We start from the raw sequence: 25,556 nt of genomic DNA on the forward strand, positions 1-25,556 counted from the left end.
GCCTGCCGGAAAAACCTCACCGCCTGCGCAAACTCGTCTGGAGTATTGCGACGATTGTAGATTTCCATGCCCTGGAGGTAAGCCTCGTAGGCCGCAGGATTGCGCGTGCCGCCCGCGACATCTGCCTTGCCTTGGGCGCTGATGAGACGGAGCTTGAGCGCGCCTGCGATGCTGACGACGACTTTGTCCTGCAGCGCAAACACATCCGTCCACTGGCCGTCGAAACGTTCTGCCCAGAGATGAACGGTGGTCGAGCCGTCGATCAATTGCGCGTTGATACGCATGTCGTCGCCGACCCGACGTATCGAGCCCTCCAGTATGTACCGGACACCAAGCGCTGCGGCGAACTCAGCGGGTTTAGTCTGTTTGGCCTTGTAGGTGGAAGCCGCGTTTCGCGATACGACGAACAGGCCGGGCACGCGTGCAAGTTCTGTGGTCAGGTCCTCGGTGAAACCGTCAGCCAGATAACCTTGCGCCTTGTCGTCGCTGAGATTGTCAAATGGAAGCACGACGAGGGATGGCCGGGTGTCGGCTTTCGCATTGGCCGTCAGAGCGGTGGGCCGAAGCGGTGGCTCCCACGGTCGCCACCACGCTGCTGCAAGGCCGACTGCGACAACAAGGACGCCAATGGCGACGGCCAGATTGCGCCTGAAGCGCGGGTGTCGATTGACAGCCATGGGCTTTCCCGCCACCGCGGGATCGAGCAGCACCCGGTACGCCTGCACCGGTTCGGCGATATTCTTCAGCTTCTGTTGGCCCATCGGCTCAAAGCTGAAAGCCAACTTCTTCTCAACCTCTTTTGCGACCTTTGCCGAGACACAGATGCCGCCAGGGTCCGCTAGTTGTTGGAGTCTGGCAGCGACGTTGACGCCCTCGCCATATCGGTCCTCGCCCTCGACAATCACCTCGCCGAGGTTGATCCCGATCCTGACGTGAATCCGATGATCCTCGGAAACGGCGGCGTTGCGTTCCGCCAGGGCGTGCTGCAACGACACGGCACATTCGACCGCGTCCACGACGCTGCCGAATTCGGCCAGCAGTCCATCGCCCATCAGCTTGAAGATGTGGCCGTGGTGGCGGGCAATCTCAGGCTCGAACAGTTCCTTGCGTCGAGCACGAAGGCGCTCGAACGTGCCGGCCTCGTCGCGTTCCATCTGGGCGGAATAGCCCACAACATCGGCAGCGAGAATGGCGGAGAGCTTACGGTCCATCGGTCTGGCCTGTCCCCCGTGGAGTATAGACCTGGTCACACTGAAATGAAACGACCGACCCCTCCAGCGTCCGTCGCCGGTGTCTCGGGATCATCCAGCAAAAAGCCGTCGATGAAACGCGCAGGTTGCAGATACGGGCGCATCGTTGGCACCGATCTTGCCATCGAGGATGACGGAACTGTCGCTTTGATGCTGAGCGCCGAGGCGATGCTCGCCTCCCGCAATCTCGATGGCTAACCCCAGTTTCAGCGGGACAGTAGGAAGGCGCCGAGGCGGTGGTCGACTTGGCATTGCGCAATCTCCACCTTTGTGGCGGAGATCGCAGCTTTCACCCGAACTTGCCCGTCCTCGGGAATCCCTTCGGCACCATTCGGCCGGCGGCGGCGCGGGCACCGATCCATTCGGCAAGCTCCTCGCGCGACTTGGTGAAGGTGCGGTCGGCCGAATCTTGCCAGGTGAGCCCGGTCTCCAGGGTGAAGGTCTTCAGGTCCAGCACGCCGCCGTCCTTGTATTTCTGCAGGCGCACGCCCTTGCCGCGCGCCATTTCAGGGATCTCGGCCAGCGGGAAGATCAGCATCTTGCGATTCTCGCCGATGATGGCGAGATGGTCGCCCGCGACCGGAAGGCAGCGCTTGGCCTCGTCAGGCGCCTTGACGTTCATCACCTGCTTGCCCTTGCGGGTGTTGGCGACGACCTCTTCCTCGGAGACGACGAAGCCGTTTGCGTCGTATGAGACCAAGAGCAGCTTGCGCTTCGGATCGTGGACGAAGGCGGTGACGATGTCCTGATCGTTCTCCATGTCGACGATGATGCGGATCGGCTCGCCATGGCCGCGCCCGCCCGGCAGCCGGTCGGCGCCGATGGTGTAGAACTTGCCGCCGGTGGTGAAGACCAGGATCTTGTCCGTGGTCTGGGCGTGGAAGGCGAGCTTCAGGCTGTCGCCTTCCTTGAAGGCCAGCTGCGAATGGTCGGTCAGGTGACCCTTCATGGCGCGCAGCCAGCCCTTTTCGGAGACGACAACCGTGACGGGCTCGCGCTCGATCATCGCATGCGCGATGTCGGTGAGATCATGCTCGGGCGCATCGGCGAACTGGGTACGGCGTTTGCCGAGCCCGGTCTCGGGGCCGAACTTGTCGCGGATCGTGGTGACCTCCCACTTGATCGTCGACCATTGCTTGGCATCGGAGGCCAGCAAGGCCTCGATCTGCTTTTTCTCTTCGGTAAGCCCGTCGAACTCCTTGCGGATCTCGATCTCCTCGAGCTTGCGCAGGGCGCGCAGGCGCATGTTGAGGATGGCTTCGGCCTGGTTGTCGGTGAGCGACCAGCGGGCCATCATCACCTGCTTGGGCTCGTCCTCCTCGCGGATGATCCTGATCACCTCGTCGATGTTGAGATAGGCGATCAGATAGCCGGCGAGGATTTCCAGGCGCCTCTCGATCTCGCCCAGCCTGTGCCTGGAGCGGCGGATCAGCACGTCGCGGCGATGCTCCAGCCATTCCTTCAGCACGCCTTTCAGCGAGAGCACGTTCGGCACCTTGCCGCGCGACAGCACGTTCATGTTCAGCGGGAAGCGGCTTTCGAGCTCGGTCAGCTTGAACAGCGATTCCATCAATATGCCGGGATCGACCGTGCGGCTCTTCGGCACCAGCACGACGCGGATGTCCTCGGCGCTCTCGTCGCGTATGTCCTCGAGCAGCGGCAGCTTGCGCGCCATCAGGAGCTCGGCGATCTTCTCGATCAGCCTGGCCTTCTGGACACCATAAGGGATTTCGGTGACGACGATGCTCCAGGTGCCCCTGCCCTGGTCCTCCTGGCTCCATTTGGAGCGCACGCGGAAACCGCCGCGGCCGCTCTCATAGGCTTCGAGGATTGAGGCGCGGCTGTCGACGATGATGCCGCCGGTCGGGAAATCCGGCCCCTGGACGAAATCCATCAGCTTCGCCACCGGCGCGTCCGGATGCTCGATCAGGTGAAGTGCTGCGTCGCAAAGCTCGGCGGCGTTGTGCGGCGGGATCGAGGTCGCCATGCCGACAGCAATGCCGGACGAGCCGTTGGCGAGCAGGTTCGGGAAGGCGCCGGGCAGGACGGACGGCTCCTCGTCCTCCTCATTGTAGGTCGGCCGGAAGTCGACGGCGTCTTCGGTGATGCCGGCAAGCAGCTCCGTCGCCACTTCCGTCATGCGCGCTTCGGTGTAGCGCATGGCGGCGGCGTTATCGCCGTCGATGTTGCCGAAATTGCCCTGCCCGTCGACCAGCGGGTAGCGCATCGAGAATTCTTGCGCGAGGCGCACCAGCGCGTCGTAGATCGACTGGTCGCCATGCGGATGGAACTTACCCATCACCTCGCCGACGATGCGGGCGCATTTGGCAAAGCCCTGGTCTGGATTGAGCCGCAAGAGCCGCATGGCATGCATGATGCGGCGATGGACCGGCTTCAGTCCGTCGCGCACATCCGGCAATGCCCGGTGCATGATGGTCGACAGCGCATAGGCGAGATAGCGCTTCTCGAGCGCCTCTTTCAGATCGACCGGTTCGATGTGATCACCGCCGCCATTGTCTTGCGGCGGCAAAAGCCTTTTTCCCATGGGATTGCACTAGCCGAGCGGGTGATTCGCGGCAAGCACCGCGTGGAAAACCGCAGACCGCATGGGTGCGGACGAAGGAAAAGTGAAAACTTCGCGGCCGGGCGAAGCGATGTGAAGGATTTCACTGAACCGCCAGGCCAGGCACTCCAGTTTGCCGCCCGTCTACAACAGGCTTCGGCTGCAACTGGGGGCGCCGGCCAACATCAAGCAGTTACATGCGCCCTCTATCTCGGCATGCAACGCGGCGGCGGAGGAGAGCGGCGGTCTTCATGACAAATTCACCGCGCCATGCAAAGCGTACCGGCCGGGTTTGCTTTTCATCGCCGTTTTCGACAAATGTGCCGGGACACGCCTTTTTCCCGTCCCGTTCGTCGCGAAACGGTGATGGAGTAGAATTCAAAAACACTTTTCAGGACAGGGAACTCGCCATGACGATCCAACGCTCAATGCTCAAGAAACTGGCTTTCTCAACCTTTCTGCTGACCCTGCCGCTCAACGCCGCCTTCGCCGCAGACCCAGCCGTGGCCGAACGCGTCAAGGCAACGCTCGCCGCCCAGGGCGTCGATATTTCCTGGACCGGGGTCTCGGGTGACGATTCGAACGTCGTTTTGCAGGGCGTCGCCGTCAAGCCGGCGGCCGAGAAGGAAGCCTTGCCGATCGGCGACGTGAAGCTGGAGGGCGTCACCGAGGCCAATGGCGGCTTCGAGATCGCGACCGTCTCGACCTCGGCCTTCGAGCGCACAAAGGACGGCGTGACGCTCAATCTCAGCCCCTTCGTCATCCATGACATGAAGGTGCCGGCCGAAGGCAGTACCGATCCGCTCGGCTCGCTGATGATGTACAAGTCGGCCGAGCTCTCCAACATGACGGTGAAGGTCGGCGACAAGACGGCCTTCTCGATGGATGGGCTCGCCGTCCAGGTCACCCCGCCCGCCGACGGCAAGGCGATGGATTTCACCGCCAACACGGAGAAGTTCAATGCCGACCTGACGCTGGTCGACGACCCGAAGTCGAAGGAAGCGATCGAGGCGCTCGGCTACCAGAACATCTCCGGCACCATCTCGATGGCCGGCACCTGGCAGCCGAGCGACGGCAAGATGGAGCTGTCGAAATATGACATCGCGGTCGACAATGCGGGCACGCTCGGCATGACCTTCGATCTCGGCGGCTACACCGTCGACTTCATCAAGTCGATGCAGGCCATGCAGAAGCAGCTCGCCGCGCAGCCGGAGGGCGCCGACAATTCGGCGCAGGGCATGGCCATGCTCGGCCTCTTGCAGCAGTTGTCGTTCAACGGCGCCTCGGTGCGCTTCGACGACGATTCGCTGACCGGCAAGGTGCTCGACTATGTCGGCAAGCAGCAGGGCATGTCGGGCAAGGACATCGCCAACCAGGCCAAGGCGATCGTGCCGTTCGGCATGGCGCAGCTCAACAATCCCGAGCTGACGGCAGAGGTGTCGGCGGCGGTCAACAAGTTCCTCGACGATCCGAAGAGCCTCGAGATCTCGGCCGAGCCGCCGGCCTCGGTGCCGTTCGCGCTGATCATGGCCGGCGCCATGTCCAACCCGCTCGACCTGCCGAAGACGCTGGGCGTCAAGGTCAAGGCGAACGAAGACTGATCGAACGGAACGCTCAAACAAAAAGCCCGGCAGCGATGCCGGGCTTTTCGTTATTCAAGATCGATTCTTCAAGCAAGCCGAACGGTTTGGTTGCGGTTCCTAGCCTTCTTTCTTCGCCATCGCAACGCGCAGCGACAGCTCGCGAAGCTGCTGCGGGGTCGCTTCCGAAGGCGCATTCATCAGCAGGTCATAGGCCTGCTGGTTCATTGGGAACATGGTCACCTCGCGCAGGTTCTTGGCACCGACGAGCAGCATGACGACGCGGTCGATGCCGGCCGCCATGCCGCCATGCGGCGGCGCGCCATACTGGAAGGCGCGGTAAAGGCCGCCGAAGCGATCCTCGACCGTCTGGCGATCCAGGCCGACCATCTCGAAGGCCTTGACCATGGTTTCCGGCAGATGGTTGCGGATGCCGCCGGAGGCAATCTCGAAGCCGTTGCAGACCATGTCGTACTGGAACGCCTTGATGCCCAGCGGCTCCTGGCTGCTAAGGGCTTCGATGCCACCTTGCGGCATTGAAAACGGATTGTGGGCGAAGTCGATCTTCTTTTCGTCTTCGTTCCATTCGAAGAACGGGAAGTCGACGATCCAGCAGAGCTCGAAACGATCGCGATCGACGAGGTTCAGCTCCTCGCCGGCGCGCGTGCGTGCCGCGCCCGCAAAAGCGACGAACTTCTTCGGATCGCCGGCGACGAAGAAGGCGGCATCGCCATCAGCAAGGCCGAGTTGCCGGCGGATCGCCTCGGTGCGCTCCTCGCCGATGTTCTTGGCGAGCGGGCCGGCGCCTTCGAGCCTGTCGCCTTCCTTGCGCCAGAAGATGTAGCCCAGCCCCGGCTGGCCCTCGCCTTGCGCCCATGAGTTCATGCGGTCGCAGAAGGCGCGGCTGCCGCCGGTCTTTGCCGGAATGGCCCACACCTCGGCCTTAGGATCGTTGGCTAGGATATTGGCGAAGACCTTGAAGCCGGAATCGCGGAAATGATCTGAGACAGCCTGCATCTCGATCGGGTTGCGCAGGTCCGGCTTGTCGGTGCCGTATTTGCGCATGGCGACATCGAAGGCGATGCGCGGGAATTTCTCAGTCACCGGCTTGCCAGCGGCGAAGGTCTCGAAGACCCCGCGCATCACCGGCTCCATGGTCTCGAACACGTCGTCCTGCTCGACGAAGCTCATTTCGAGGTCGAGCTGGTAGAATTCGCCGGGCAGCCGGTCGGCGCGCGGATCCTCGTCGCGGAAGCAGGGCGCGATCTGGAAGTAGCGGTCGAAGCCGGAGACCATGATCAGCTGCTTGTACTGCTGCGGCGCCTGCGGCAGGGCGTAGAAGGTGCCGGGATGGATGCGCGACGGCACCAGGAAGTCGCGCGCGCCTTCCGGCGACGAAGCGGTGAGGATCGGCGTCGAGAATTCAGTGAACCCGACCTCGCCCATGCGCTTCCGCATTTCGGCGGTGATCTTCGTGCGCGCCACGATGTTCTTGTGCAGCGTCTCGCGGCGCAGGTCGAGGAAGCGGTATTTCAGGCGGATGTCTTCCGGATAGTCCGGCTCGCCGAACACCGGTAGCGGCAACTCCTTGGCCGCCGACAGCACCTCGATCTCGCGCGCGAAAATCTCGATCTCGCCGGTCGGCAGGTTGGGGTTGACGGTCTCGGGCAGGCGCGCCTTGACCTCTCCGTCGACGCGGATCACCCATTCGCCGCGCAGGGTCTCGGCGATCTTGAAAGCCGGCGAATCCGGGTCGGCGACGATCTGGGTCAGGCCGTAGTGGTCGCGCATGTCGATGAAGAGCAGCCCGCCATGGTCGCGCACGCGATGCACCCAGCCCGACAGGCGGACGGAATTGCCGACGTCGCTCTTTCTCAATTGGGCACAGGTATGGCTGCGGTAACGATGCATGGTCATTGATGAAGTCCGGATGCTGGATTGCGGGCCGAGGGCCCAGCTCGAAAATTTGCGCGAAAAGCACATGAGAGGCCCGCTTTGTCAAGGCAAGCGGTCACACACGCTAGCGCCTTGGCCGTTCACGCGACGTGGATTTCAGCGCCCTGGCGTTCAAAATCGGCGAGGATGGCGGCGGGGGCCGTCCTTTCGACCACAAGGTGACGGATCGCGTCGGCTGCTGCGACGCGATAGGGCGCCGCGGTGGCGAGCTTGTCGTTGGTGGCGGCGATGACGATGCCGGCGCTGTTCCTGGCCATGGCCCGCTTCACTTCGGCTTCGGCCGAATCGAATGCCGTGACGCCGCGCGAGGCATCGAGGCCGCAGGAGCCGAGAAAGAACAGATCGGCGCCGAGTTGCGCCACGGCGGCAAGCGTGTCGCCACCGACGCAGGTGCCAAGGTCGCGGATATACCTGCCGCCGAGCATGATCAGCTCGACCAGGGGAAGATCGGCCAGAGCCGAAGCGACGCCGAGCGAGTTGGTGGCCACCGTCAGCTCGATGTCGCGCGGGATTGCCCTGGCGATCGCCTCATTGGTCGTGCCGCCGTCGATGAACAGGGTCTGCCCGGCGGCGAGCACACCCACCGCGGCCCTCGCCAGACGCATCTTCTCCTCGACCGCGTGGCTGCCGCGCTGGCTGATGGTTGACGCGGCAAAGGGCGCCGACGCGACCGCGCCCCCGTAAACGCGACGCAACTGCCCGGCTTTCGCAAGCTCGCGCAAATCACGGCGAACCGTATCTTCCGAAACGCCGAAGCGGCTGGCGAGTTCGCCGGCCAGCACCTTTCCCTCCGCCGCCAGCCGGTCGCGAATGAATTGGTGTCGTTCCTCGGTTAGCATGCACGATCCTATTTCTTTGTGCACATTCTTGCATGATATGCATGTTTATGCAAGAAATGGTGTCGGGTCGGCGATGTCGTCCCGTCCTTCCCAATGGAAAGTGCCGCGATGACCTTTGGCTTGAAACTCGCCCCTCAACACCGCGTCTATGCCGGTTTCGCGATCTACTCCTTCGCCATGGGCAACATTTTCCCGCGCCTGCCGGACATCAAGCGCGCCATGGAGATCGAGGACGGCACGCTGGGGCTCAGCCTGATCGGGACACCGATCGGCACCTTGACGGCGCTGACGCTGGCGACGCCGATCCTGGAACGCGTCGGCTTTCGGCAGGCGCTGCTTTGGCTCGTGCCGCTGATCGCGCTTGTCTATTCCATCGCTGTGCAAGCGCCGGGACCGGTCTCGCTGTTCCTGATGCTGCTGCCGGTCGGCCTGATGATCGGCAGCGTCGAGATCATCCTCAATATCGAGGCCGACAGGACGGAGTTCCTGCTCAGGCGCCGCATCATGAACCGGGCCCACTCGTTCTGGAGCATGGGCTTCTTCGGCGCCGGGCTGTTCGGCGGCGCGTTGGCGCATCTCGGCCTGTCGCCGCAGTTGCATCTGGCGCTGGTGGTGCCAATGGTGGCAGTCGCGATGGCGCTGTTTCTCGGCGGCTTTGAGCCGGCGCCGGCCCGCTTCGCCACCTCCGGCGGCAAACCGCCGATGTTCGCGCGGCCGACGCTGCCGATCCTGGTCCTCGTCGCGGTGACGCTTTCGGCGATGCTCCTGGAAGGCGCCAGCATTGACTGGTCGGCGATCTACATGCGCACCGTGTTCGACTCCGGTCCCTTCGTCGCCGGCTTCACGGTGGCGTTGTTTGCCTTCTCGCAGGCAACCACGCGCTTCTTCGCCGACTCCTTTGTCGACCGCCACTCGCCGAGCGGCGTGGCGCGCGTGCTGCTGGCAACGATGGCGGCCGGCGTGCTCATCGTCTTCGCCTCACCCGTGCCCTTCGTCTCGATGCTGGGCTTTGCCCTGTTGGGCATCGGCAGCAGCGCCCTCTTCCCGCTGGCGATCTCGGCGGCCGCGCAACGGACTGATCGCCCGGCGGCGATCAACGTCGCGGCGCTGTCGCAGATCTCCTTCATCGCCTTCCTGCTCGGCCCGCCGCTGCTCGGCTTCGTGTCGGACCATTGGGGCATCCGCTCCGCCTATGGCATCGGCATCCCATTGATCGCGCTCAGCCTGCTGACCGCGGGCTCGCTTGGCCGGCGGTCGGGCAAGTCCACCGTGCCGGTGGGCGAAGCGCCCGACCCGAAGAACATACTAGCACAGGCCGGTGAGGCATGAGCGGCTCGCCCATCATCAAGTCGATCGCAATCACGGCCCCGCTTTCCCATGTAGCGCATCGTGGCGGTCACCCTTACAGCGAAGCGACGCCCCCGATTCCCCGGCGAATCGCCTCGCGGTAGGCGAGGTCGGCCGTCACCATATCCTCCATGGCAGCGCCCATTGCCTTGTAGACGGTGATCTGGTCGGTACTGACCCGTCCCGGCTGTAGCCCGAGCAGTATCTCGCCGAGTTCGGTTCCGGTTTCCGGGTCGATGCCGACCAGTTCGCAGGCGCCGACCGGCGTCGGGGCGAAAGCGTCGCTTGTCTCGACGAAGAGGCTGGCCTTGCCGACAAGCTCGACCGGCAATTCGCCGCCGGGTGGCGCGACGCCGACCGACGAAACATGGGTGCCGGGCCGCACCCATTCGGCTGAAATCACCGGCTCATAGGAATGCGTTGCCAGGCAGACGACATCCGACGAGCGCACCGCGGCCTCGATATCGCTGACGGCAACAACACCCGGATGTAGTGCGGCAAGCGCCTCCGCATCCGCGAACTCCTTCGAGACAACGCGTATCTCGGCGAAGTCGCGAACCAGTGGCAGAAGGTGCAGGTGCTGGCCGGCCTGGACGCCGGCGCCCACCACTGTCGCGACCTTGGCATCGCGACGGGCCAGCTCGCGCACCGAGAGCACGGCCGAGCCAGAGGTGCGCACGGCGGTGATGTAGGTGCCGTCCATGACGCAAACCGGCAATCCCGTCTGCGGGTCGAACAGATGGATGGTGGCGAGATGGCTGGGGATGCCTTTGGCGATGTTGCCCTCGAACACGTTGACGATCTTCACCGTCAGATGCATGCCCGCCATCCAGGCCGGCATCGCCAGCGAATAGCCTGCCTGGGGAATGTCGAGCTGCGGCCGAGCCGGATTGACGACCTTGCCGCCAGACAGCGCCTCGAATCCGTCTGCCAGCACGTCGAGAAGCTGGCGGAGGTCGATGCAGGTTTTCACCTCGGCCTCGCTCAAGATGAGCACCGGCGTGTCGCCCTTGGCCAGAGCGTTGCGGGAGTTCAATATGGCTGATGTCATGGTCTTGCCTTGGTCTGGTTGAGTTAACCACCAACGGTATTGCCACCTGACAGCGTGATGAAATATGCTGTTTTGGCTATTTCAGCGTGACTATCACGCTATTCTTGGCTGAAAATTGTGAATCCTGAAAATGGACGATCTCGACCGTATCGACCGCTCGCTGTTGCGTTTGTTGCAGGAGGACGGCCGCCGCACGACACTCGACCTGGCCCGCCGGGTCGGGCTGTCGCCGACGGGCGCATCGCAGCGCATCAAACGGCTGTTCAGTGAAGGCTTCATCCGGGCCGTGCGGGCGGTCCTCGACCCAGTCAGGATCGGGCAGGCACAACTCGTCTTCATCGAGGTTCGGCTCGACCATACGGCGCCTCATGTCTTCGACCGCTTCGCCGAGGCGGTCTTGCGGGCGCCCGAGATCATCGAGTGCCACATGGTGATTGGCGGCTTCGACTACCTGGTCAAGGCGCGCATCGCCGACATGGCACTGTTCCAGGACTTCCTGCAACGGGTCATCCTGCCGCTGCCCGGGGTCCGGGAAACGCACACCTACGCCTCGATCGCCAATGTGAAGCCCGACGCCTTGTTACCGATCTAGATTAAAATGAGGCGTAGAGGCAACGTCCACCTTCCACCCTAAGCCGAAACCCAAGACGCTAATCATCCCGTGGCCCGGCGACCGGCATTTGCCACTGGCATTGCCGGGATCGATGGTCCAAGAAGGATCGCCGAAACGTGATCCCTCCCCCCAATGTCTTCCGTCCGCCCGCTGATCCCGCTTCTCATTGCCGCAGGCATCCTGCTTGGAGGCAACGGGCTGCAGGGCACGCTGATCGCATTGCGTGGAGCGCAGGAAGGCTTTTCCGCTTCCGACATCGGCCTCATGGGCACGTTCTATTTCGCCGGCTTCCTGCTCGGCTGCCTGGCCGTCACCCGTATCCTGAAGGCGGTCGGCCATGTCAGGACCTTTGCCGCGCTGGCCGCAATCGCCTCGGTCGGCACGCTGCTTCTGGTTTTAGTCATCAACCCCGTCATGTGGTGCGCGGTGCGCTTTGCCGGCGGCTTCTGCTTTGCCGGCCTGTTCACCGTCATGGAAGCCTGGCTGAATTCCGGCGTCGGCAACAAGGACCGCGCCAGGGTGCTCGCCATATACCGCATGGTCGACATCGGTTCGGTGACCGGCGCGCAATTCCTGATTCCAATCTTCGGAGCCGGCGGTTTCGCCATCTTCGCCGTCATGTCGATGATGATCACCTTTTCGCTGGTGCCGGTCTCGCTCGGGGACCGCTCGAACCCGGCGCCGCCGGAGGACGTCAAGCTCGACCTGCCGCGCGTCTGGCGGATCTCGCCGCTCGGCTCTATCGGCTGCATCGCCGTGGGCGTCACCAACAGCGCCTTCCGCACGCTGTCTCCGGTCTACGCCGAGGAGATCGGCATGTCGGTTGCCGATGTGGTGACCTTCGTCAGCGTCGGCATATTCGGAGGCGCCCTCATCCAGTATCCGCTGGGCTATCTCTCAGACCGCCGCGACCGGCGCTCGGTGCTGTTGACGACGACCTGCTGCGCCATGCTTGCCGCGCTGGCGCTGGCCTTCGTGGCGCGCGCCGACCCGTTCCTCAACTTCGTCATCGTTTTCATCTTCGGCTGCTTCGCCATGCCGCTCTATTCACTATCGGCCGCGCATGCCAACGACCGGGCCGACAAAGGCGAATTCGTGCTGATCAACGCGGCGCTGATGCTGTTCTATTCCTTCGGTGCGATCGGCGGTCCGATTGCGGCGTCGGCGGTGATGCAATATTTTGGGCCGAGCGCGCTGTTCGTCTTCAGCGCCGCCGTCTACGCCGTTCTCATCATCGTGATCCTCTACCGTATGCAGGTGCGGTCGGGTGTGCCGGCCGGCAGCCGCAGCCGCTTCACCGCGCTTTTGCGCACGTCGACGCTGTTCGCGCGGCTGGCGCGGCGGAACGGCGATTCAGACAAGCAGGAATAGCTGCGGCTTGACGAAAGCGTTTGCGGCTGAAATTGAAAGAGGCCTGACATGATGCCAAAAGCGATTTGATGCACGTCATCACCACACAGAAAGAGCTCGAGAGCGTCATCGCGGCGTTCGAGAAGTCGGAATTCGTCACCGTCGATACCGAATTCATCCGCGAAACGACCTTCTGGCCGATCCTCTGCCTCATCCAGATGGCCGCGCCCGGCGTGACGGCGCTGATCGATCCGCTTTCGCCCGACATCGACCTGAAACCCTTCTTCCGGCTGATGGCCAACGAAGCCGTGGTCAAGGTTTTTCACGCCGCGCGCCAGGACATCGAAATCATCGTCCATCTGGGCGACCTGGTGCCGCATCCGGTGTTCGACACCCAGGTGGCGGCCATGGTCTGCGGCTTCGGCGACAGCGTCTCCTACGATCAGCTGGTGCAGCGCATCACCGGCGCGCGGCTCGACAAATCCTCGCGCTTTACCGACTGGCGACACCGGCCGCTCTCGGACAAGCAGCTCGAATACGCGCTCGCCGACGTCACCCATCTGATCAAGGTCTACCAGCATCTCAGCGCCGAGCTGGAGCGCGAGGATCGCGCCCACTGGCTGAAGGAGGAGATGGATGTCCTGACCTCGCGCGAGACCTACGATCCGCATCCCGAGGACGCCTGGAAGCGACTGAAGATGCGGCTGCGCAAGCCGCAGGAACTGGCGATCGTGCAGGCGGTGGCCACATGGCGCGAACGTGAGGCGCGCGAGCGCGATGTGCCGCGCGGCCGCGTGCTCAAGGACGACGCGATCTACGAGATCGCGCAACAGGCGCCGCGCGATGCGGCGGCTCTCGGCCGGCTGCGCACGACGCCGAAGGGCTGGGAGCGGTCCGCGACAGCAACCGCGCTGCTCGGCGCCGTCAACACGGCGCTTGCCATGCCGAAGGAAGCGATGCCGAAACTGCCGAAGAGCTTTCAGCCGCCGGAAGGCTCGAGCGCGGCGGCGGAACTGCTCAAGGTCCTGCTCAGGATCGTCGCCGAAAAGGAAGGCGTCGCCTCCAAGGTGCTCGCCTCCAGCGACGACATCGACCGCATCGCCGCGGAAGGCGACGCCGCCGACGTGCAGGCGCTGCAAGGCTGGCGGCGCGCCGTGTTCGGCGAGCAGGCGCTTAGACTGGTGCGCGGCGAGATCGGCATCAAGTTCGACAAGCGCAGGATCGCGGTGTTCGATCTGTAGCACCACCCTTCCCTTCTCCCCTCATAGCATCTTGTGGGAGAAGGTGGATCGGCGCGCAGCGCCGAGACGGAAGGGGTGTTGGAAGAAACGAGAGGTTGGCGCTCTGCGCCACGCGTTCGATTTGGACGAAGGGTTCCGCCAAGCTGGAACACCCCTCATCCGACCGAGCTTCGCTCGGCCACCTTCTCACACAAGTAAAGAAGGAAGAGTCGCCAGCATCGGCCAGAAGATGGCGGTCTGGTCGCCCCTGCCCGCTCAGCGCCGTTGCACCGCCAGCGCGAACACCGCGACGACCGCGACCGGAATGGCCAGAAGCGCGAACTTGGTCACGGTCAGCGACGAGGCGAAGGACAGCGAATCGGGATTGGCCAACTGGAAATCGGACAGCAGCCGCGCGATTGCAAAGTTCTGCGCGTAAGCGGCGAGTGTGTAAGGCAGGACCAGCACCAACGCCGTCAGCGCCTGCAATTGGGCAGGCATAGCTCGGAAAATGCTCAGCCGCCGGCCGAAGGCCACGATCAGACTGACCAGGGTGAGCGACAGCAGCGCCGGGAACAGCAGATCAAAAGTCAGATAATGCCAGACGATGATGATCTCACCGCCGCGCCGGCCGAGCGCGGTCAGCCACGCCATGCCTTCATCGGGCGTGAAGCCGGTGACGCGCATGTCGAGAGAGGAGAGCCCGCCGCTCAGGCCGCGGAAATAGAAAAACTCCAGCGCTGTCATGGCAATGAAAACCGCGGCGGAAGCGACAGAGAGCGCCGCCGCATGACGCGACAGGCGCAGGACCGTCACGATCAAGCCACGCCACAGGCTCTGGCGATCCGGCCGTTCGCCAGCCTGATCATAGTCCGCCCGGATAGTTCGGGCTTTCGCGGGTGATCGTGACGTCATGGGCGTGGCTTTCACGAAGTCCGGCGTTTGATATGCGCACAAAGGTGGCGCGCTCGCGGAACTCGGCAAGATCGCGTCCACCGACATAACCCATAGCGGCTTTCAGGCCGCCTGCAAGCTGGTGCAGCACGCCAGCCACAGGTCCTTTGTAGGGAACCTGCCCTTCGATGCCCTCCGGAACCAGTTTCAGGGTGTCGCGGACCTCGGCCTGGAAGTAGCGATCGGCCGAGCCGCGCGCCATGGCGCCGACCGAGCCCATGCCGCGATAGGCCTTGAAGGAGCGGCCCTGGTGCAGATAGACCTCGCCCGGGCTCTCGTCCGTGCCGGCAAGCAGCGAGCCGATCATGGCGGCGCTTGCGCCGGCGGCAAGCGCCTTGGCGAGATCGCCCGAATATTTGATGCCGCCGTCGGCAATCACCGTCACGCCGGCCTTGTCGGCCGTCTCGACCGCCGACATGATCGCCGAGAGCTGCGGCACGCCGACGCCGGCGACGATGCGGGTCGTGCATATGGAACCTGGCCCGATGCCGACCTTGACAGCATCGGCCCCGGCATCGATCAGCGCCCGCGTGCCTTCGGCGGTGGCGACGTTGCCGGCCAGGATGCGCACGGAATTGGAGAGCTTCTTCGCCCGCGTCACCGCGTCCAGCACACGCTGCGAATGGCCGTGCGCGGTGTCGATGACCAGAAGGTCGACGCCGGCATCGATCAGGCGCTCGGCACGCTCGAAGCCGTCGTCGCCGACGCTTGTGGCGGCGGCAGCGCGCAGCCGGCCCTGCACGTCCTTGGTGGCGTGCGGGTTGAGCTGCGACTTCTCGATGTCCTTGACGGTGATCAGGCCGACGCAATTGCCCTTCCTGTCGACCACCACCAGCTTCTCGATACGGTGCTGGTGCAACAGGCGCTTGGCCTCGTCCTGGTCGACGTTTTCCTTGACCGTGATCAGGTTCTCACGGGTCATCAGCTCGTAGACCTTCTGCGAGGGGTCGGAGGCGAAGCGCACGTCGCGGTTGGTGAGGATGCCGACCAGCCGGCCGACGGTGTGGCCACCGGTGCCGCCATTCTCGACCACGGGAATGCCGGAAATCGAATAGGTCCGCATCAATGTCAGCGCGTCGGCGAGCGTCGCGTCGGGGCCGATGGTGACCGGGTTCACCACCATGCCGGATTCGAATTTCTTCACCTGGCGGACCTGCTCGGCCTGCTCGGCTGGCGAGAAATTGCGGTGGATGACGCCGATGCCGCCGGCCTGCGCCATGGCGATCGCCAGCTTCGCCTCGGTGACCGTGTCCATGGCGGCCGACAGGATCGGCGTGTTGAGATCGATGTCGCCGGCGATGCGGGTGCGGATGTCGGTCTGGCCGGGCATGACCTCGGAATGGCCGGGCTGCAACAGCACGTCGTCAAAGGTCAGCGCCAGCGTACCGGTGGACGTCTCGATGATTTTTGCCATGGCCAGTCCTCTTGAATGCGGAAAAGGCGCTGGACCGGAATAGCCAGCGCCGACTCTCATCTTCCCTTTCAGGATTGGCGCTGGCTGGTAACACGTCCCGCTGGCGTTGAAAAGCCGATCGTTGCGACAAGCCTCAGGTTCTATTCCGCTGCAACACGACCATCACCGTTCGTCCTCGCAGGCACCGTCACGGGTCCAGTAACCAGCATCGACAAGGGGCTGTTGTTCAAGCCGCGACAGCAGCACCGCGCGAGAGCGGGGAAATACGGCCCGGTGCGTGTCGGCAGGAACAATCCGTGCCACGGGCCGCCCATGGCTGATCACGACATAGCTCCGTCCCTCGAGGACCCCTCGCAGGATGAGGGAAACTTGCGTTCGACGTCAGCAGCCGAAACGGTTTCGTCCATATCAGCACCTTGATTGTAGTTACGTCACTACGACATGACAGACAGCGCTGCTCCCAAGCACTTGCGACACCGCGACCCGGCGACAACCGCCTCTCATAATCTCATTCCCGATGTGATGATATTCTATCGAGAGTTGCGCCACTAAAGGTTGAGGTCGCGCAAAAGTGACAGCAATTTAATGCGACATCCGGGCCAGTGCATGGTAACCGCCCGGGGAGTGCCGGCTCGCCCCCAAGCCAGGCCCAAAATCGCGAAGTCAAATCAGGGCGTTCCCTTGAACCGCATCATCCCGCTCATCCTAGCGGTCGCACTTTTCATGGAGAACATGGATTCGACCGTGATCGCGACCTCGCTGCCGGCGATCGCCATCGACATCCACACCAGCCCGATCGCGCTTAAGCTGGCGCTGACGGCCTATCTGGTGTCGCTGGCGATCTTCATTCCGATCAGCGGCTGGATGGCGGACCGGTTCGGGGCCAAGAACGTGTTTCGTGCCGCGATCGCCGTCTTCATCGCCGGCTCGGTCGCCTGCGCCCTTTCGAACTCGCTTCCGGCCTTTGTCGTCTCGCGCGTTCTGCAAGGCATCGGCGGCGCGATGATGACGCCGGTCGGACGCCTGGTGCTGGTACGCGCCACGCCGAAGAACGAGCTTGTCGCGGCGATGTCCTGGTTGACGGTGCCGGCGCTGGTCGGCCCGCTTGTCGGGCCGCCGATCGGCGGCTTCATCACCACCTATTTCACCTGGCACTGGATCTTCCTGATCAACGTGCCGATCGGGCTTCTGGGCATCTGGCTGGCCACCCGCTACCTGCCGGAAACCGACCCCACCGAGACGCCACCGCTGGATTTTCCCGGCTTCGTGCTGAGCGGCCTTGCGGCGTCCGGCATCGTCTTCGGCCTCTCCGTCGTCAGCCTGCCCGCCCTGCCGCCGATCGCCGGCTTCATCACGATTGCCGCCGGCCTGGTTTCGGGCGGGCTTTACCTCCTGCACGCGCGGCACGCCAGGAACCCGCTGCTGGCGCTGGAGCTGTTCCGCAACCAGGTGTTCCGATCCTCGGTGCTCGGCGGCTCGCTGTTCCGCGTCGGCATCGGCGCGGTGCCGTTCCTGCTGCCGCTGATGTTCCAGATCGTCTTCGGGCTGACGCCGTTCCAGTCCGGCATGATCACCTTCGTCTCGGCGATCGGTGCCATCGGCATGAAGTTCATCACCGCGTTGCTCTTCAGGCTCGCCGGGTTCCGCCGGGTGCTGATTTGGGGTTCGCTCATCGCCGCCGGCTCGATCGCCATCTATGGCCTTTTCACCCCCGACACGCCCTACGCGCTGATGCTCGCGATCTTGCTGGTCGGAGGCTTCATCCGCTCGATGTTCTTCACCGGCGTCAACGCGCTTTCCTATGCCGAGATCTCCGCCGCCGACACCAGCAAGGCGACGCCGATCACCGCTGTGTTCCAGCAGTTGTCGATCGCGCTCGGCGTGGCGCTGGCCGGCGGCATCCTCGAAGTATCGACCTCGATCCATGGCGGGCCGCTGACACTCAGCGATTTCCACATCGCCTTCTTCATCATCGCCGCGGTGTCGGCGGCGGCGTCGCTGACCTTCATGCGGCTGGCGCCCGACGCAGGCAACGCGGTGTCCGGGCATGGCCGGCTGGCGACGCCGAGAACGCTGGAGACGGTGGGAACGGCGGGGAAGTGAGCGCCCCTTCCTTCTCCCCTTGTGGGAGAAGGTGGATCGGCGCGCAGCGCCGAGACGGATGAGGGGTGTTCCAGCGGAGTGAGACGCTGGCGTTCCCTGGAACACCCCTCATCCGACCTCGCGTCGCGAGGCCACCTTCTCCCACAAGGGGAGAAGGAAGGACTACCCCTTGAAATCCTTCGCCAACAAATAGAGCTCCACCGATTCATCCCTGGAAGCCGGCGGCTTCACATGATGGACCGCGCGAAAATTCTGCTTCAGCCGCGACAATAGCTCGTTCTCTGCGCCGCCCTGAAAAGTCTTGGCGAGGAAATGGCCGCCGGGCTTCAAAACCTGCAGTGCGAAATCGGCCGCGACCTCGCACAGATGCATGGTGCGCAGATGGTCGGTGCGGCGGTGCCCGGTGGTGGGAGCCGCCATGTCCGACAGCACGATATCGGGCTGGCCGCCGAGCGCCTCGGAGAGCTTCTGCGGCGCCTCCGGGTCGAGGAAATCCATCAGCAGCACAGGCGCGCCCGGCACCGCGTCCATCTCGAGATAATCGATGCCGACAACATGCGGGTTCTCGGCTGTCGATCTGGTGCGCGCCGCCGCCACCTGGCACCAGCCGCCGGGAGCAGCACCCAGATCGATCACCTTCATGCCGGGCTTGAGCAGATGGTGCTTGTCGTCGATCTCGATCAGCTTATAGGCCGCGCGCGACCGATAACCGTCGGCCTTGGAGCGCTGCACATAGGGATCGTTCATGTGGCGCTCGAGCCAGCGTCGCGAGGATTCCTTCAGGCCGCTCTTCTTCTTGATCCTGGTCTTGAGCACGCGCATGCCGGCCGAGCCCGGCTTTTCCGGTTTTTTGCTCATCATAGTTCTCTTTTGAGCGTGATCTTTTCCAAAAACCGGATTCCACTTTTTGGGATCATGCTCTACGCCCGTCATGGCGCCAGACGCCGTCGTCGGCCATCAGCTCGCTCAAAATCCCCTCGCGCAAGCCGCGGTCGGCGACGCGCAGCCGCTCGGACGGCCACACAGCGCGGATCGCCTCCAGGATGGCGCAGCCGGCAAGCACCAGGTCGGCGCGATCGGCGCCGATGCAGGGATTGGCGACGCGCTGCTGGAAATCCCAGCCGATCAGCTTCTCGATCATGCGATCGACACTTGTGCGGTCCATCCACAGCCCGTCGACGCGGCGGCGATCGTAGCGCTCGAGGTCAAGATGGACGCCGGCCAGCGTCGTCACCGTGCCGGAGGTGCCGAGCAGGTGGAAATTGGGGCTGGCCAGCACATGCGCGAGCCGGTCGCGCCCGTCGAAGGCCTTGAGCCGCGCCGCGACGTCGTCGACCATGGCGAAGAAGGTTTCGCGCGTCACCGTGCGGCCGCCGAAGCGCTCGGCAAGCGAGACGACACCCACGGGAAGCGACGTCCAGGAAACGATGTGGTTGGCGAGCCGCGGCGAGCGCTGGCCGCGCGTCAGGTCGATCAGCGCGATCTCGGACGAGCCGCCGCCGATATCGAACAGCACCACGCCGCGCGTGTCGCGCTCGACCAGCGAGCCGCAGCCGGAGACCGCAAGGCGGGCCTCGGTCTGGCGGTCGATGATCTCCAGTTTCAGCCCTGCCTCGCGCTCGACGCGATCGAGGAACTCGACGCCGTTTTCGGCGGAACGGCAGGCCTCGGTGGCGATCAGCCTCGCCTTCCTGATCTTGCGGTTGCGCAGCTTGTCGCCGCAGATCTTGAGCGCCTCGACGGCGCGGTCCATGGCGGCTTGGCCGAGCCGCCCGTTGGCGGAGAGCCCCTCGCCCAGCCTGACGATGCGCGAGAAGGCATCGATGACGCGGAACTGGCCGTGCCGGCTCGGCACCGCGACCAGCAGCCGGCAATTGTTGGTGCCGAGGTCGAGCGCGGCGAACACCGGCAGCTCCTGCTGCGGCCGCCGCGGCACGCTCGAAACCGGCGGCTGCGGCGTTGCCGCCGCGGGCTGAGGCGGATGGCTGGCGGCGGGTGCCGATAGCGGTATGGCGCCGTTCTCGTCGCGGGCGAACACCTTGCGGCCGCGCCTGCGCTTGCGGCGCTTGCGGGTCTTGCCCTTCTGGTTCTCGCCTTGATTGTCGGCATGTCTTGCATGCGCGCCCGCATGGCGGCTGAAACGCCCTGCGGCCGGGCCCGCCGACTCCGTCGGCGACACCCCAGACATACCCACTGCCGACGCGCCGGCGCCGGTATCGTGGTCTTCCACGTCAATTCCTTTCGGCGCCGCGCGAACCGGAAGGACGCAGCAGGCACCTCGATTTGTTTTAAGTTGGGGACAGACTAGCAGCGCGATCCGCAATCACCAAGAGCGCATGGTCCGATTTTTGGCGGCGTCACGCCGGGGCAATCTCTTGCCGGTTGAATAGCCGGCTTCGATCAGGCATGTCTCAAATGAGGGTTCGGAAGGGTTTGGGCAGCATCATAATCAATGAGCTTAATCTCATGATGACGACGCCATGAACTGGAGGCGCTATTTCTGGCCGGTCATCGGCATAGCGGCCGTGGTGTTCTCGCTCTGGCTGCTCATCCACGAACTGCGCGGCATCTCGATCGACGACGTCTGGGACGGCATCACAGCAATCCCGTCGCGCGCCTGGGTGCTGGCGGCGCTGAGCTCGATCGTCGCCTACGCCTCGCTCGCCGGCTACGACCATATCGCGCTGCTCCACATCGGCAAAAAAGTGTCGTGGCTGTTCGTCACGCTTTGCTCCTTCACCACCTACGCGCTGTCGCACAATATCGGCGGTTCCGTGCTCTCGGGCGCGGTGATCCGCTACCGCGCCTACGGCACCAGGGGCCTGACCGGCCAGGATGTCGGCGTGCTGGTCGCGATCTGCTGGATCACCTTCGTGCTCTCCAGCCTGCTTGTGGCCGGCCTTGTGCTGGTGCTGGAGCCTCAGATCGTCGACCGCTTCTCAGGCGCGCCGCATCACGGACCGGCGATAGCCGCCGGCCTTGCCATGCTGATCCTGGTCGGCGCTTACGTCTTCGGCAGCTGGCTGCATCTCAAGCCGCTCAAGATCGGCAGCTTCCAGCTGCATTATCCGGCGCTGCCGATCGTGGCGCGGCAATTGCTGATCGGCCCGATCGAGCTGCTGGCGGCGGCCGCGATCATCTTCTTTGCGCTGCCCGCGGCGGACAATCCCGGCTACTTCGTCGTGCTCGGCGTGTTCGTTGTGTCGTTCTCGGTGGCGCAGCTATCGCACGCGCCGGGCGGGCTCGGCGTGTTCGAAGTCGTCTTCCTCGCCGGATTGTCAGACATGGACCCGGTCGGCGTGCTGGCTGCACTTCTGGTGTTCCGCCTGTTTTATCTCATCATCCCGCTGCTTATCGGGCTCTGCGTGGTACTGCTCTTCGAGCATTCGCAATACAGCCGCGGCGACCCCTGAGCCTTCTGTGGGTCAGCGAGAAGAATGGAAAAAAGGCTGCGATTGAAACGCAGCTCGGGGTTGACTATTTTCGGCCGGCGGCTACAAGGCAGCGCTCGCGGCGCACAGCCGCCCGCTTCGCGCGATGCCGATCGCGCCTGCTGGGGAATAGGTTAACGGTAGACCCACGGACTCTGACTCCGTTAGTCCTGGTTCGAATCCAGGTTCCCCAGCCATAATAAAATCAAACACTTAGCAGCCAAAACCACCTAAATTCATGTTGCTATGTCGCGGAATCCGTCGAAACGTAACCTATTGATTTGTAAGGAATCGTAACGAGCGGACGCAGCGAATAGCAACATGAATAGCAACATGGGATTCTACAGCCCTGCCCGCTGCATGGTCTCTTCAACGGCAGGGTCCGCCTTCAGAAACCGCCGCAGCCCTTCTTCGGGCTGCTCTTCCTGTGCCTTGCGGGCTTGCCGTTCCTTCTTTTCTTTGAGGCGCCGCAAACCGTTGGCTTGATTGCGTGCCGCCTCTGGAGTCGACGCCCAACCGGCTGACGGTGGATTAAGCCAAGCCAACTTCATTTCCAGTCGAGCCTCGCTAGTGCGGCATCCACAACGGTAGGAGCCAGCCCCGCCTCTTTCGCCTGTGCATAGGCCTGAACAATGGTCGCCAAAGCGCGGGCCGAGCCGCCGGCATCGAAGGCCTGCGTCGGACCCATGACGTCGATGTCCACCGCAGCGCCGAGCTTTTCGCTCGCCTCCTGCGCCAGAAGCCCCGCGATCGGCTGCAACGTCCACTGTGCGAGATGCCTTTGCGCTTCGCGGACCATAGGCCCCGTGGTGGCTGGATTGAACAGGCCCGGCAACACGCCAAAGGCCCCTGCAATGGCGTCTCGGGCCGCTGCCACGCTTTCGACGCTCATGCTCCGCTCGATGTCTGGCGAGACGCTGGACGGCTTCCAATCAACGGCAGGAGCCGGGCCGCCAGCGGCCGAAACGTTCACGGACTCGCGCAACAGTACGCGGCCACGCTGACCGCGGAAGGAGCGGCCGAGCGTCGTCATGTCGGTTTCAGGCCCTTCGGGGTACGGCACGATTTGGCTGCCGAGCGGTGCGTTTTCGTAGACTTCGGCCAGGGCGCTTTCCAGCGCATTGAGCAACCCGGCAGTGAGCGACGCGCGCCGTAGCGGTGCCGTTCCGAGCCAGGGCGCGGCGGGATCGACGCCGATGCGCAAATGCAGCACTTCGCCGGCCAGCGCCGTTTGCGTGGTGCCGCCGCCCGCCTCCGAAATCGACAGGCGGTAAGCCTTCGGGATGCCGTCGCGCGTCGATAGGTCCCAATCGCTACAGGGAATGAGCTTGTCGCGGATCAGGAAGACTGCCTCGCCCCGCAGCGCCACAGAGCGGGCCGTGAGCGCGAGTGTTCGCTTGTCTAGCAAGTTGGTGCCGTCGACCTCGGCAAGCGCGAATGCGCCTTCCCATAGGCTAATGCATGACTGTGCCGCAGCCGTGAGTTCGGCAATTCCGCGCCTACCAGAGATGTAGCTTTCCCGCGCCGCCATAAGCTCGGCGGTAAAGCCGCTCATGGCCGAGCGCGTCTCGACAGGAGAGCGCCGGAACCAATCAAAAATACCCATCACGCTCTCCTGAAATTGCGCAGCAAGTCGCCCGCGCCTGAATTGGACATTGCTTCGGCCGCCCATGAGGCAGAGCGCGATTTGTCCACCATGACGGAACCGGCGACGACCTTTTCGCGCGTCGTGCCTGGCGAGCCGCGCTTGCTGGCGGCCATGTATTCCGCCAGACGCCGGAATGCCTCATTGACCGCAGCTGGGACCGTGCCGCCGCCAACCGTGCCGCTGAAGCGGTAAGGCCCGTCGCCGGGCAGCATGTAGCCGCCAGTTGGCGAGGGATCGGGCGTTGCCGTCGTCCAGGCATTGGTTGCCTGCCAGACCTCGACAGTGGCGATGGTTGCCGGCGCCAAGGGCGGGATCCACTCGCCGCAGCCCTCCACAATCCATTCGATGGAGCGGGACGTGAAGCGCCAGGCGATATAAGCCTCGATGCGCTGCCAAAGCATGTCCGCGTCGAGCGCGGCGGCTGCCGTGGACAGGCCCGAAGGCGCTGCGGGATAAGCCGCAGGAGCGCCTTCTGTCTGTTTGATGGTCGCCATTATGCCCTCCATCGGTTGAGAACGCGGTGCAGGCCTGCGTCGTCGCCTTCGGCAGACGCAAGCGCCCACGAGCGGGCCGCGATCTGTGCCTGGTCGTAGGCTGGGAGCGTGACCAGCGACACCTCGAACAAGTCCGCCGCGTTGACTGTGCGCAACAAGCCATCGGCCGAGCGCGTGACGACATCGCCACCGGAACGCACCCGAAAGCCCGGAGAAATGCCCTTCGTCAGACCGGCCGCCAGCGCTGCAAGAGCGTCGTTTGCCCATGTGGTCGTGGCCGCGACACGCGCCTCGATATGCAAGGCGTCTTCGCCGTCGCGAAGCGTGAGAGAGCCGGCCTCCGTAGAGGCCAGCGGTTTTTCGGGGTCGTGACCGGCGAGAAGGAAGACGTTCTCGCCAGTCTCGATGCGGGAGCGGAAGGCTCGGGCAGCGAAACGTTCCCGCCTGCCGTCGCCGAGCGTGGTTTCCGAGCCATAAGGAAAGCGACCCGTCAACCGGGTCGCTCCGCCTTCGGCGCGGATTTCCAAGGAAACCGGAGCGCCGTAAAGCATTATGCGCTCTGAACGCCGGTCAGAATCTGCAGCTGGGGCGCACGGCCAGCCGACACGTCCATGGTGGCAAGGCCGGTGAGGCGAAGGCCGCCCGAAGCCGCATCGCTGAACGGGTCACGGATCAGGTCGATGCCACCGAACAGACCGACGAAGAACGGAGGCACGCCACCGATGTCGGTCGTGAGAAGTGCGGTCGACGCTGCCGGCGTGCCGGTAGGCGCGGCCAGAGCGTTCGACGACATGGCAATATTGCCAGCCGGGATGTTGGCAATCATCCGGTCCCACTCGCTGACGGCCGTATTCGTGATCAGCGAGCCGTCCATCTTGTCGAAGATTTCAGGCCGGATAAGCAGCTTGACCTCGCCCGGCGAGTTGGCAGCGTTGGCGACCAGGAATCGCACGATGGCCGAACGGAAAGCCGCCCAAGTCGCAGCGGCGGCAACGGCCGTCGAGGTGATGCCGTAGGAGCCGACCAACAGACCCGAAGGCTGACCGCTGGCGCCCGTGCCCTGAAACACCGCCGCGTCCATAGCCTGCGCGATGGCTCCGTTCATGTCACGGCGAACAGCCTGCTCGAGCGCATCGCCGCTCTGCTTCAGCGCCTTGCGCGTGATCTTCATCTGAATGCCGAGCGTGTTGTTCGGCGCCACGGTGCGCTGTGCCGTCGAATAGACGGTCGGACCAGCCACAGCGCCCGTTTCCGTGGCCTGCCAGCCTGCCGTGACGGACGAGGCGGTCAGCGGATATTCTTCGCTGCCCTGGCCGATAGAGATCAGCCGGCCGCCCATGATCGAGGCGACAGACTGCGGAAACAGACGGTCGATGATTGGCGCGGTCATCTTCGGTGCCGGAACGCCCGAAGCGATGGTTTCACCAGCGCGGGTTTCGAGGGACAGGGCGGCATACGGAATCGGAACGCCGCGATAGCCGTTCTTGCTGCGCATCTCGGCGATGACTTCGGCGGTCGCGCCGTCGATCTTGGCGCCTTCGTCGAGGAACAGAGCGACCTGGCGCAGTTCGAACTTGTCGACGAGTTCGGCATATTCGCGGTCAGACCGGGTTTCGAGATCCTTGCCAGCGTCACGACGCTCGCTGTCTTCGGTGATCAGCGCCGCACGATAGCGAGTTTCGTTGGCGCGATACTCTGCATCCATTTCGCCCATCTTGCGGGTTTCATCTTCGCTGGGAGAGG

General features: G+C 64.0%; 22 protein-coding genes, 1 tRNA gene and 1 pseudogene. 9 read left to right on the top strand and 15 right to left on the bottom strand.

The window, feature by feature from the left end; all coding sequences use genetic code 11:
- Positions 1-1,211, bottom strand: a 1,211-nt coding sequence (locus tag EH240_RS33995) for an adenylate/guanylate cyclase domain-containing protein (RefSeq protein ID WP_148101164.1), incomplete at its 3' end; no start/stop codon positions are given.
- A gap of 111 nt (positions 1,212-1,322) precedes the next feature.
- Between EH240_RS33995 and EH240_RS39795 the strand changes: the two genes are divergently transcribed.
- Entirely contained in the window at positions 1,323-1,448 is a 126-nt protein-coding gene (locus tag EH240_RS39795; protein ID WP_281035198.1) for a hypothetical protein, read from the top strand.
- A gap of 91 nt (positions 1,449-1,539) precedes the next feature.
- Here the strand turns inward: EH240_RS39795 and parC are convergent, their stop codons facing one another.
- Positions 1,540-3,795 carry a DNA topoisomerase IV subunit A gene (parC, locus tag EH240_RS34000; RefSeq protein ID WP_125006745.1) on the bottom strand — a complete coding sequence of 752 codons (2,256 nt, stop codon included), beginning with the start codon at positions 3,793-3,795 and terminating at the stop codon, positions 1,540-1,542.
- Positions 3,796-4,223: 428 nt separating this feature from the next.
- Here parC and EH240_RS34005 point away from each other — a divergent pair, with 428 nt between their 5' ends.
- Entirely contained in the window at positions 4,224-5,414 is a 1,191-nt protein-coding gene (locus EH240_RS34005) for a hypothetical protein (protein WP_125006746.1), read from the top strand.
- Between the two features lie 99 nt (positions 5,415-5,513).
- Here EH240_RS34005 and aspS read toward each other — a convergent pair whose 3' ends face one another.
- Both aspS and EH240_RS34015 read right to left on the bottom strand, forming a co-directional pair.
- On the bottom strand, positions 5,514-7,304 hold the full coding sequence (gene aspS, locus EH240_RS34010; RefSeq protein WP_167484286.1) for an aspartate--tRNA ligase: 1,791 nt from the start codon (positions 7,302-7,304) through the stop codon (positions 5,514-5,516).
- 125 nt (positions 7,305-7,429) lie between these two features.
- The gene (locus tag EH240_RS34015) at positions 7,430-8,188 is read right to left on the bottom strand and encodes a DeoR/GlpR family DNA-binding transcription regulator (RefSeq protein ID WP_125006748.1); all 759 of its coding nucleotides are present in this window, start codon (positions 8,186-8,188) and stop codon (positions 7,430-7,432) included.
- 108 nt (positions 8,189-8,296) lie between these two features.
- Between EH240_RS34015 and EH240_RS34020 the strand changes: the two genes are divergently transcribed.
- A complete protein-coding gene (locus tag EH240_RS34020) occupies positions 8,297-9,517 on the top strand; it encodes an MFS transporter (protein WP_125006749.1) in 1,221 nt (406 codons plus the stop codon).
- 73 nt (positions 9,518-9,590) lie between these two features.
- Here the strand turns inward: EH240_RS34020 and EH240_RS34025 are convergent, their stop codons facing one another.
- On the bottom strand, positions 9,591-10,586 hold the full coding sequence (locus EH240_RS34025) for an ornithine cyclodeaminase family protein (protein WP_245436649.1): 996 nt from the start codon (positions 10,584-10,586) through the stop codon (positions 9,591-9,593).
- A 130-nt stretch (positions 10,587-10,716) separates the two neighbouring features.
- Here EH240_RS34025 and EH240_RS34030 point away from each other — a divergent pair, with 130 nt between their 5' ends.
- The 3 genes from EH240_RS34030 (at position 10,717) to rnd (ending at position 13,790) form a co-directional block, all read left to right on the top strand.
- Positions 10,717-11,178, top strand: a complete 462-nt coding sequence (locus tag EH240_RS34030; protein WP_125006750.1) for an Lrp/AsnC ligand binding domain-containing protein — start codon at positions 10,717-10,719, stop codon at positions 11,176-11,178.
- A gap of 153 nt (positions 11,179-11,331) precedes the next feature.
- Positions 11,332-12,570 (top strand): MFS transporter, encoded by a 1,239-nt coding sequence (locus EH240_RS34035; protein WP_125006751.1) that lies wholly within the window; start codon positions 11,332-11,334, stop codon positions 12,568-12,570.
- A gap of 68 nt (positions 12,571-12,638) precedes the next feature.
- Positions 12,639-13,790, top strand: coding sequence for a ribonuclease D (rnd, locus tag EH240_RS34040; RefSeq protein ID WP_125006752.1), 1,152 nt, complete (start codon positions 12,639-12,641; stop codon positions 13,788-13,790).
- A gap of 255 nt (positions 13,791-14,045) precedes the next feature.
- Here the strand turns inward: rnd and EH240_RS34045 are convergent, their stop codons facing one another.
- The 3 genes and pseudogenes from EH240_RS34045 to EH240_RS39970 form a co-directional block, all read right to left on the bottom strand.
- A complete protein-coding gene (locus tag EH240_RS34045; RefSeq protein ID WP_125006763.1) occupies positions 14,046-14,684 on the bottom strand; it encodes a hypothetical protein in 639 nt (212 codons plus the stop codon).
- A complete protein-coding gene (gene guaB, locus EH240_RS34050; protein WP_125006753.1) occupies positions 14,635-16,137 on the bottom strand; it encodes an IMP dehydrogenase in 1,503 nt (500 codons plus the stop codon). Before guaB ends, EH240_RS34045 begins: the two co-directional genes overlap by 50 nt.
- A 162-nt stretch (positions 16,138-16,299) precedes the next feature.
- Positions 16,300-16,544: pseudogene (locus EH240_RS39970) on the bottom strand (type II toxin-antitoxin system Phd/YefM family antitoxin).
- 274 nt (positions 16,545-16,818) lie between these two features.
- Between EH240_RS39970 and EH240_RS34060 the strand changes: the two are divergent.
- Positions 16,819-18,240, top strand: a complete 1,422-nt coding sequence (locus tag EH240_RS34060) for an MFS transporter (protein WP_125006754.1) — start codon at positions 16,819-16,821, stop codon at positions 18,238-18,240.
- A 162-nt stretch (positions 18,241-18,402) separates the two neighbouring features.
- Here the strand turns inward: EH240_RS34060 and EH240_RS34065 are convergent, their stop codons facing one another.
- Both EH240_RS34065 and EH240_RS34070 read right to left on the bottom strand, forming a co-directional pair.
- Positions 18,403-19,098, bottom strand: coding sequence for an RlmE family RNA methyltransferase (locus EH240_RS34065; protein WP_125006755.1), 696 nt, complete (start codon positions 19,096-19,098; stop codon positions 18,403-18,405).
- 55 nt (positions 19,099-19,153) lie between these two features.
- The gene (locus tag EH240_RS34070; protein WP_125006756.1) at positions 19,154-20,470 is read right to left on the bottom strand and encodes a Ppx/GppA phosphatase family protein; all 1,317 of its coding nucleotides are present in this window, start codon (positions 20,468-20,470) and stop codon (positions 19,154-19,156) included.
- Between the two features lie 250 nt (positions 20,471-20,720).
- Between EH240_RS34070 and EH240_RS34075 the strand changes: the two genes are divergently transcribed.
- On the top strand, positions 20,721-21,653 hold the full coding sequence (locus EH240_RS34075; protein WP_125006757.1) for a lysylphosphatidylglycerol synthase domain-containing protein: 933 nt from the start codon (positions 20,721-20,723) through the stop codon (positions 21,651-21,653).
- Between the two features lie 141 nt (positions 21,654-21,794).
- Positions 21,795-21,868 (top strand) — tRNA-Gln (locus tag EH240_RS34080).
- Between the two features lie 144 nt (positions 21,869-22,012).
- Here EH240_RS34080 and EH240_RS34085 read toward each other — a convergent pair.
- The 5 genes from EH240_RS34085 to EH240_RS34105 form a co-directional block, all read right to left on the bottom strand.
- Positions 22,013-22,222 carry a hypothetical protein gene (locus EH240_RS34085; protein ID WP_125006758.1) on the bottom strand — a complete coding sequence of 70 codons (210 nt, stop codon included), beginning with the start codon at positions 22,220-22,222 and terminating at the stop codon, positions 22,013-22,015.
- Positions 22,219-23,277 (bottom strand): phage portal protein, encoded by a 1,059-nt coding sequence (locus EH240_RS34090; protein WP_125006759.1) that lies wholly within the window; start codon positions 23,275-23,277, stop codon positions 22,219-22,221. The genes EH240_RS34085 and EH240_RS34090 overlap by 4 nt, the downstream gene beginning before the upstream one ends.
- Positions 23,277-23,813: a hypothetical protein gene (locus EH240_RS34095; protein WP_125006760.1), complete on the bottom strand. Its 537-nt coding sequence runs from the start codon at positions 23,811-23,813 to the stop codon at positions 23,277-23,279. Before EH240_RS34095 ends, EH240_RS34090 begins: the two co-directional genes overlap by 1 nt.
- A complete protein-coding gene (locus EH240_RS34100) occupies positions 23,813-24,364 on the bottom strand; it encodes an HK97 family phage prohead protease (protein WP_125006761.1) in 552 nt (183 codons plus the stop codon). Before EH240_RS34100 ends, EH240_RS34095 begins: the two co-directional genes overlap by 1 nt.
- Positions 24,364-25,556, bottom strand: a 1,193-nt coding sequence (locus EH240_RS34105) for a phage major capsid protein (protein WP_206075375.1), incomplete at its 5' end; no start/stop codon positions are given. The genes EH240_RS34105 and EH240_RS34100, both read right to left, overlap by 1 nt.

The sequence above is a fragment of the Mesorhizobium tamadayense genome (genome assembly GCF_003863365.1).
GTDB classification, from domain to species: Bacteria; Pseudomonadota; Alphaproteobacteria; order Rhizobiales; family Rhizobiaceae; genus Mesorhizobium; species Mesorhizobium tamadayense.